This is a genomic window from Variovorax sp. 01T439_2, from assembly GCF_056398445.1.
In genome coordinates this window covers 1-8219 of record NZ_JBFTPJ010000157.1, presented here as the reverse complement: position 1 = coordinate 8219, position 8219 = coordinate 1, and the positions used below count along the sequence as shown (strand labels likewise).

The following is an 8219-nucleotide window of genomic DNA, read 5'->3' as shown; positions in this document are numbered from 1 at the left end:
GAAGTACACGCCGCGCGTGCGCAGGCTCAGCGCGCCGACGAAGAGCGCGTAGAGTGCCGCCGCGCCCATGGCCAGCGGCAGCAGCAGCGCGAGGTTGCCGCCCTCGCTGCCCGAGGCCAGCACCGTGACGTAGGCGCCGATGCCGTAGAACGCCGCATGGCCCAGGCTCACGAGCCCCGTCATGCCGACCAGCAGTTCCAGGCTCAGCGCGAAGATCGACAGGATCATCACCTTGACGACGAAGTCCGAGACGTAGTTGCCCATGAGCGGGCCGAGCACGCCGATGGCAATGGCGCAGACCACCGGCACGAGAAACGCGCCGCGCCGCATGGAAGAAGTGTGGGTCTGCGTCATGGCCGCCTCCCCATCAGCCCTTCGGGCTTCCAGATCAGCACGATGGCCATCAGCAGATAGATGCCGATGCCGCTCAGGTCCGCGAAGAACACCTTGCCGAAGGTGTCGACGAAGCCCACCAGCAGCGAGGCCACGAGCGCGCCCGTGATCGAGCCGATGCCGCCGATCACCACCAGCACGAAGCAGATGATGAGCACGCTTGCGCCCATGTTGGGATACACCGAGGACATCGGCGCCGCGATCATCCCGGCCAGCGCCGCGAGCGCCACGCCGGCCGCGAACACGATGCGGTAGAGCCGTTTCACATCGATGCCCAGGCCCCGCACCATGTCGCGGTTGCTCGCGCCGGCGCGGATCATCATGCCCAGCCGCGTGCGGTTGACCACCCAGTACAGCGCCACCGCCAGCACGATGCAGGCGGCCGAGGCGAAGAGCCGGTACCACGGATAGCTCATGACGTTGCCGAGCGCAAAGCTGCCGTCGAGCCAGGCCGGCACCTTCACGCCGTGCACGTCGTTGCCCACGAGAATGGAGCGCAGCTCCTCGAACACCAGGATGAGCCCGTAGGTCATCAGCACCTGCTGCAGGTGGTCGCGCTGGTACAGGTAGCTGAAGAAGGCCCATTCGAGCAGGTAGCCGAAGATCGCCGCCAGCACCACGCCGGCCACAAGCATCAGCAAGAACTGGTCGCCGAACAGCGGCGAGAGCGCGAACGCCATGTACGCGCCGATCATGTAGAAGCTGCCGTGCGCAAGGTTGATCACGCCCATGATCCCGAAGATCAGCGTGAGCCCCGAGGCCACCAGGAACAGAAGAAGTCCGTACTGAACCGAGTTCAGGCACTGGACAAGGAAGGTGCCGAAATCCACGTTAGGTCATCCCGGTAGCGGCTGAAAGAAAGAGCGTGGCGCGCAGCGCCCGCGATGTTCGTGAGACACCGCGGAACCGGCTTCGCCGGGCCGCCGGTGTCGCCCCCTCGAGGGGGGAGTCGAGCTACACGCAGTGAGCGAGGGACGGGGGTGGGCTACATCCTGCAGCCGCGGGCCGGATCCGTCAGCCCCTTGATCGCAATGCTCACCAGCTTGTTCTCCTTGCCTTCCACCTTGCGCAGGTAGATGTCCTGCACCGGGTTGTGCGACTTGCTCATGGTGAACGTGCCGCGCGGGCTGTCGATCTTGGCCTTCTCGATGGCGGCGGTGAACTCGGCCTTCTTGCCGATGTCGCCCTTGGTGGCAGCCAGGCCCACGCCCAGCATCTGCGCCGCGTCGTAGCCCTGCACGGCATACACGTCGGGCTGCAGCTTGAAGGCCTTGGCGTAGCCGACGCGGAAGGCGTTGTCGCGTGCGGTGTTGAGGCCGTCGGCATAGTGCAGCGTGGTCAGCATGCCCTGCGCGGCCTCGCCCTGCGCGTCCAGGGTGCCGTCGGTCAGGAAGCCCGGGCCGTAGAGCGGAATCGTCTTGTTGAGGCCCGCGGCCTGGTAGTCCTTGACGAACTTCACCGCGCCGCCACCCGCGAAGAAGGCATACACCGCATCGGGCTTGGCCGCCGCGATCTCGGTCAGGAGCGCCTGGAACTCGACGTTGGGAAACGGCAGCGTGAGCTGCTTGTCGACCTTGCCGCCGTTCTTCTCGAAGCCTTCCTTGAAGCCGTTGACCGACTCGTCGCCGGCCGCGTACTTCCAGGTGATGGTCATCGCCTTCTTCTTGCCCTGCTGCTTGGCCGCCACTTCGCCCATCGCGAAGGCCGGCTGCCAGTTGCTGAACGAACTGCGGAAGATGTTGGGCGCGCACATCGGGCCCGTGACCGCGTCGGCACCGGCATTGGGCACGATCAGCACGGTGCCGCTTTCCTTGGCGGCCTTGGCCATGGCCATGGCGACGCCCGAGTGCACGGTGCCGACGATCACGTCGACGTTGTCGCGCTTGATGAGCTTGTTGACGTTGTCGGTGGCCTTGGCCGGGTCGGACTCGTCGTCGACCTTGAAGTATTCGATCTCGCGGCCCGCCAGCTTGCCGCCGTGCTCGTCGACATAGAGCTTGAAGCCGTTCTCGATGGCCACGCCCAGCGCGGTGTAGGTGCCGCTGTAAGGCAGCATCAGGCCGACCTTGAGCTTGGCCGAACCCTGCGCGCCGGCGGCGCTGGCCAGGGCGGCGAAGGCGATGGCTGTGAGGGCCAGGCGGGCAGTGCGAACCGGGGTGAATGGGGTCATGGTGTTTGTCTCCTGTTTTTGGTAATGAAAGAAGTGGCCGCGACGATGACACGATCCGGCTGATCGCGATGCGGGGAATGCCCGCATTCCGGGATTTCGAGCAGCTCGCATCCCCTGACCCGCGCCGCGATGCCGTGGATCTGCGCGAGCGTGCCGTACTCGTCGCCCGTGCCCTGGATGGCGAGGACGGGGCAGCGGATGGTGTCGAGTTCGGCCTCGATGTTCCATTCGCGGAAGGGCGGGTGCAGCCAGATGCGGTTCCAGCCCCAGAAGGCCGAGTCGGCGCTGTCGTGGTAGCGGCCGAGCTTCGCCGGCAGGTCGGTCGAGAGATACGCGGTGCGGGCCTGCTCGATGTTCGCGACCGTCACGTCTTCCACGAAGATGTGCGGCGCGAGCACGATCAGGCCGCTGACGCGGTCCGCAAAGCGCGAGGCATACAGCAGCGAGATCGAGCCGCCGTCGCTGTGGCCGAAGAGCCAGGGCTTTTCATCGTCGAGCTTCAGCGCGGTGAAGAGCGCGGGCAGCACCTCGTGTGCCTGGCGGTGCATGAAGTCGACGTCCCAGATCTCGTCGTCTGCGCGCGGCGTCGAGCGGCCGTAGCCGGGGCGCGAGAACACGAGGCCGCGGGCATGGGCGGCGTTGCAGACTTGCGCGGGGAAGTCCTTCCACATCGCGATGGAGCCGAGGCCTTCGTGCAGGAAGACGATGAGCGGGGCATCGGTGCGCTCGGGGGCGATCCATTGGCATTCGATGCGCACGGGGCGGCCGCGCCAGTTGATGGTGGCGAAGTCGGGAGTCATGGCTGTTGCTCCCTCTCCCTCTGGGAGAGGGCGGGGGTGAGGGCCAGCGGCGCTGGCGAAGGCGGTGCTTTTGCGAAGGCCGAAGCCCTCACCCTAGCCCTCTCCCGGAGGGAGAGGGAACAACGCGGGAACCTCATGCTCATGCCTGCCTCTCCCGCTCCCGCAGCCTGAACCGCTGGATCTTCCCCGTCGCCGTCTTCGGCAGCTCCTGCACGAACTCCAGGAAGCGCGGGTACTTGTACGGCGCAAGCCTTTCCTTCACAAAAGCCTTCAGCTCCTCGTCGCTGACCGACTGGCCGTCCTTCAGCACGACAAAGGCCTTGGTCTTGGTCAGCCCGTCCGCGTCTTCCTTGCCGATCACCGCGGCCTCGAGCACCGCGGGGTGCTGCATCAGCGTGGCTTCCACCTCGAAGGGCGACACATAGATGCCGCTGACCTTGAGCATGTCGTCGCTGCGCCCGGCGTAGGTGTAGTAGCCGTCGGCGTCGCGCGTGTACTTGTCGCCGCTCTTGGTCCAGCCGCCCTGGAAGGTCTCGCGCGACTTCTCGCGGTTGCACCAGTACATGAGCGCCGAACTCGGGCCGCGGATGTAGAGGTCGCCCACTTCGCCATCGGGCACCGGGCGGCCGTCCTCGCCGCGCAGCTCGACCTCGTAGCCTTCCACCGGCTTGCCCGTGGTGCCGTAGCGCACGTCGCCGGGGCGGTTGGAGATGAAGATGTGCAGCATCTCGGTCGAGCCGATGCCGTCGATGATCTCGCAGCCGAAGTGCGCCTTGAAGCGCTGCGCGATCTCGCCGGGCAGTGCCTCGCCGGCGGAAGAACACATGCGCAAGGCCACGGCTTCTCGCGCCGGCAGCTTCGGCGAGGCGAGCATGCCGGCGAAGCCGGTGGGCGCGCCGAAAAAGACAGTGGGTTTGTGCTCCACCCAGCGGCGGAAGGTGGCGTCTGGCGTGGGGCGCTCGGCCATCAGCACCACCGTGGCGCCGACCGACAGCGGAAAGGTCAGCGCATTGCCCAGGCCGTAGGCGAAGTACATCTTGGCGGCCGAGAAGCACACGTCGTTCTCGGAGAGCCCGAGCACCGGCTTGCCGTAGAGCTCGGCCGTCCACCACAGGTTGGCGTGCGTGTGGACAGTGCCCTTGGGCTTGCCGGTGGAGCCGGAGGAATACAGCCAGAAGCCGGGGTCGTCGGAGGCCGTGGGTGCGGGCGCCGCCATCGGCGCGGCGGCCGCGAGCGCGGCTTCGAATTCCTGCGCGCCTTCAGGCAGCGCGCCCGTGGGCTGCGAGACGATCAGCGTGTGCACTTCGTGCGCGCCAAGCGCCATCGCCTCCTGCAGCGCGGGCAGCAATGCGCCCGACACCAGCGCGGCCTGCGCGCGGCTGTGGTCGAGCATGTAGGCGTAGTCCGCGGGCGTGAGCAGCGTGTTGACGGCGACGGGGACCACGCCGGCATAGAGGCAGCCGAGAAAGCTCACGGGCCAGTCGCTGCTGTCGAGCATCAGCAGCAGCACGCGCTCTTCGCGCCGCACGCCGGCGGCCTTGAGCGCGGCCGCCAGGCGGCGCGCGCGGTCCTCGAGCTGGCCGTAGGCGAGCGTGCCGCGGTCGTCGATGTAGGCGGTGCGCTCGGCGCGGCCGCGGTTCAGCGCGAACAGGTGCTCGGCGAAATTGAATCGTTGGGGCAGGGTCATGGTTGTCTCCTTCGGCCGGGTTCTTTTTCTAGAGGCCCAGTGCGGCCAGCACGCCGGGGCTCGCCTGCACGGCGCTGCGGCGATGGTAGAAGTCCAGCGCGCGCAGGCCGCCGAGCTCGGCGCCGCCGCCCGCGCGGCCCGGGCCGCCGTGCAGCGACATCGGCATCACGTTGCCGTGGCCGGTGTGGGCCTGCGCCACCTCTGGCGTGATCACGTGCACGCGGCCATGGCTCGGCGCCACCGCGAGCGCGGCCTGCGCCAGCGCGGCGTCGTCGCTGCCGTAGAGCGAAGTCACGAGCGAACCCTGGCCGCGATGCGCCAGTGCGATGCCGTGCGCCAGGTCGCGGTAGGGCAGCAGCGTGGCGACGGGCCCGAACACTTCCACGTCGTGCACGCGCTGCGCCGCATCGGCGTCGCGCGCACCCAGCAGCACGGGGCCGATGCAGGCGGCCACCGACGGTTCGGCATCGATCAGCGGCGTGTTGCGCCCGTCGTACAGCACGCCGGCCTGCGCAGAGAGCGCTTCCAGGCCCTGGCTCACTGCGTTCATCTGCGCCCGGCTCACGAGCGAACCCATGCGCACGCTCTCGTTGCGCGGATTGCCGACGGTGATGCCTGCGAGCTTGGCGCCAATGGCCTGGGCCGCGGCGTCGTAGAGCTCGGCCGGCACCAGGATGCGGCGTATCGCGGTGCATTTCTGGCCAGCCTTGACCGTCATCTCGCGCACCACTTCGCGCACCAGCAGGTTGAAGGCCTCGCTGCCGGCCGCGGCGCCGGGCAGCAGCAGGGCGCTGTTGAGGCTGTCGGCCTCGATGTTCACGCGCACCGAGCGCTGGGCCACGGCCRGGTGCGAGCGGATCACCGCCGCGGTTTCGGCCGAGCCGGTGAACGAGACCACGTCGAAGGGCTGCAGCGCATCCATCAGGCCCGCCGAGCTGCCGCAGACGACCGAGAGCGCGCCCGCGGGCAGCACGCCCGCATCGACCACGTCCTTGACCATGCGCTGCGTAAGCCAGGCGGTGGCCGTGGCGGGCTTCACGATCACCGGCACGCCCGAGAGCAGCGCCGGCGCGGCCTTTTCCCACAGCCCCCACGACGGAAAGTTGAAGGCGTTGATGAAGAGCGCCACGCCGTGCGTCGGCAGCTGCAGGTGCTGCGACTGGAACACCGGTTCCTTGCCGAGCTTCACGGCCTCGCCATCGCGCAGCGCGCGCACGTCGCCGAGCGCATCGCCCCACTTCGCGTACTGGCCCAGCGTGAAGATCGCACCGTCGATGTCGACGGCCGAGTCGTTCTTCACCGTGCCGGAGTTCGCGGTGGCGATCTCGTAGTAGGCATCGCGGTTCGCCTGCAGCACCTTCACGATGGCGCCGAGCAGCCCGGCGCGCTGGCGATAGGTGAGGGCGCGCAGCGCGTGGCCGCCCTCATCGCGCGCAAAGGCAAAGGCGGCGGGCAGGTCCAGGCCGGTGGCGTCGACGCGCACGAGCTCGGTGCCCAGCACCGGGTCGAAGAGCGGCGTGCCGGCGCCCGATCCGCCTTGCCAGCGGCCGGCGACGTAGTTGGGGAGGAGTTCGGTCATGGGGTGAACTTGATCTGCCCTTCAGGCAGGAGATAGAGAACGAGGGCGCGGCCGTTCGCCACGGTCGGGCGGTGCGCGGTGCCGGGACCGTAGACGCACCAGCCCGCAGGCCGGCCGTCGAAGGTGGCGCCGGGGCTGCCTTCGAGCGGCATGATCAGGTCGATCTCGCCGTTCGGATGGGTGTGGTGCGGCCCCGCGATGTCCTGCATGTCGACCACGTCGACCGAGAAGCGCTGCAGCGCGTCCTCCGCCTTGAACACGCGGCCGTAGCGGATGCCGCCGCCCTCGCGCTCGCACAGCCAGCCTTCGGCCACGCCGCCGATGCAGGCCTGGCGCAGCGCCTCGAAGCGCGCGCTGCCTGCGCCGTGCGTGGCGTTGAGCCACTGGTCGAGCTGTTCGTCGAGCGGCCGGCCGGCAATTTCGGCGGCCAGGCCGGCGATCAACTGGTGAAATGCTTCCTTGCTGGACATGGGCGGGCTTCCTTTTTGGAGGCTGGCTGGCAGGGTGAATGGCGCAGCGAACTTTCGGACTACCTTGCAGGATTGGTGCGCGTGCAGTATCTTGCTTGTGGYCGAACAATAAGCATCGACTCCATAGGTGTCAAGCAATATAGTGCATCTATGGTGTTTACCCTGAGCGCGCACAATCCCGGCCAAGAACGAGGACATGCATGAACGAGCACGTAGACGCGGTGCTGGCCCCCGCGCCCGAAGAAGGCCAGCGCGCCGGCAACCCCGCGGCACCGGCCGGGGAGGCCAAGAATCCATTGCTGGCGGCGCTGGGTGAGCGCGTGCGCAACCTGCGCGCGCAGCGCGGCCTCACGCGCAAGGCGGTGGCCATTGCGGCCGACGTGTCGGAGCGGCACCTGGCCAATCTCGAATACGGCATCGGCAACGCGTCGATCCTGGTGCTGCAGCAGGTGGCCGGCGCGCTGCACTGCTCGCTGGCCGAGCTGGTCGGCGACGTGACCACCAGCTCGCCCGAGTGGCTGCTGATCCGCGAGCTGCTCGAGAACCGCAGCGAGGCCGACCTGCGCCGCGTGCGCGTGGCGGTGGGTGAGCTGCTGGGCACGGCCTCGGTCGATCCGGCGCGCCACCGCCGCATTGCGCTCGTGGGCCTGCGCGGCGCGGGCAAGTCGACGCTCGGGCAGATGCTGGCCGACGACCTCGACGTGCCCTTCGTGGAACTGAGCCGCGACATCGAGAAGCTCGCAGGCTGCAGCGTGCGCGAGATCCACGACCTCTACGGCACCAACGCCTACCGCCGCTACGAGCGCCGCGCGCTCGAGGAAGCCATCCAGATCTACGGCGAGGTGGTCATTGCCACGCCGGGCGGCATCGTCTCGGATCCCGCCACCTTCAACGAGCTGCTCGCGCACTGCACCACCGTGTGGCTGCAGGCCGCGCCCGAGGAGCACATGGGCCGCGTGGCCGCGCAGGGCGACACCCGCCCCATGGCCGCCAGCAAGGAGGCCATGGAAGACCTGCGCCGCATCCTGAACGGCCGCGCCGCCTTCTATTCGAAGGCCGATCTCTCGGTGGACACCAGCGGCAAGACACTGGCGCAGAGCTTCCAGGCGCTGCGCACGGT

Annotated in this window: 8 protein-coding genes; 1 reads left to right on the top strand and 7 read right to left on the bottom strand. The window is 68.4% G+C overall.

Translation table 11 applies throughout. The features are described from left to right. The 7 genes from AC1DOC_RS10130 to AC1DOC_RS10100 form a co-directional block, all read right to left on the bottom strand. The coding region (locus tag AC1DOC_RS10130) for an ABC transporter permease subunit (protein ID WP_478129754.1) at nucleotides 1-354 on the bottom strand (354 nt) is incomplete at its 3' end. After that, nucleotides 351-1223, bottom strand: coding sequence for a branched-chain amino acid ABC transporter permease (locus AC1DOC_RS10125; protein ID WP_307593159.1), 873 nt, complete (start codon nucleotides 1221-1223; stop codon nucleotides 351-353). The genes AC1DOC_RS10125 and AC1DOC_RS10130, both read right to left, overlap by 4 nt. Nucleotides 1224-1378: 155 nt before the next feature. After that, the gene (locus AC1DOC_RS10120) at nucleotides 1379-2563 is read right to left on the bottom strand and encodes an ABC transporter substrate-binding protein (RefSeq protein ID WP_012745252.1); all 1185 of its coding nucleotides are present in this window, start codon (nucleotides 2561-2563) and stop codon (nucleotides 1379-1381) included. Further along, entirely contained in the window at nucleotides 2560-3363 is an 804-nt protein-coding gene (locus tag AC1DOC_RS10115; protein WP_436299188.1) for an alpha/beta fold hydrolase, read from the bottom strand. Before AC1DOC_RS10115 ends, AC1DOC_RS10120 begins: the two co-directional genes overlap by 4 nt. 139 nt (nucleotides 3364-3502) lie before the next feature. After that, nucleotides 3503-5050 carry a benzoate-CoA ligase family protein gene (locus tag AC1DOC_RS10110; protein WP_436299189.1) on the bottom strand — a complete coding sequence of 516 codons (1548 nt, stop codon included), beginning with the start codon at nucleotides 5048-5050 and terminating at the stop codon, nucleotides 3503-3505. Between the two features lie 28 nt (nucleotides 5051-5078). Next, nucleotides 5079-6629, bottom strand: a complete 1551-nt coding sequence (locus AC1DOC_RS10105) for a 3,4-dehydroadipyl-CoA semialdehyde dehydrogenase (protein WP_478129753.1) — start codon at nucleotides 6627-6629, stop codon at nucleotides 5079-5081. After that, entirely contained in the window at nucleotides 6626-7099 is a 474-nt protein-coding gene (locus tag AC1DOC_RS10100) for a 4-hydroxylaminobenzoate lyase (protein WP_278879678.1), read from the bottom strand. Before AC1DOC_RS10100 ends, AC1DOC_RS10105 begins: the two co-directional genes overlap by 4 nt. 200 nt (nucleotides 7100-7299) lie before the next feature. Here AC1DOC_RS10100 and AC1DOC_RS10095 point away from each other — a divergent pair. Then, on the top strand, nucleotides 7300-8219 hold a 920-nt coding region (locus tag AC1DOC_RS10095; RefSeq protein WP_478129752.1), incomplete at its 3' end, for a helix-turn-helix transcriptional regulator.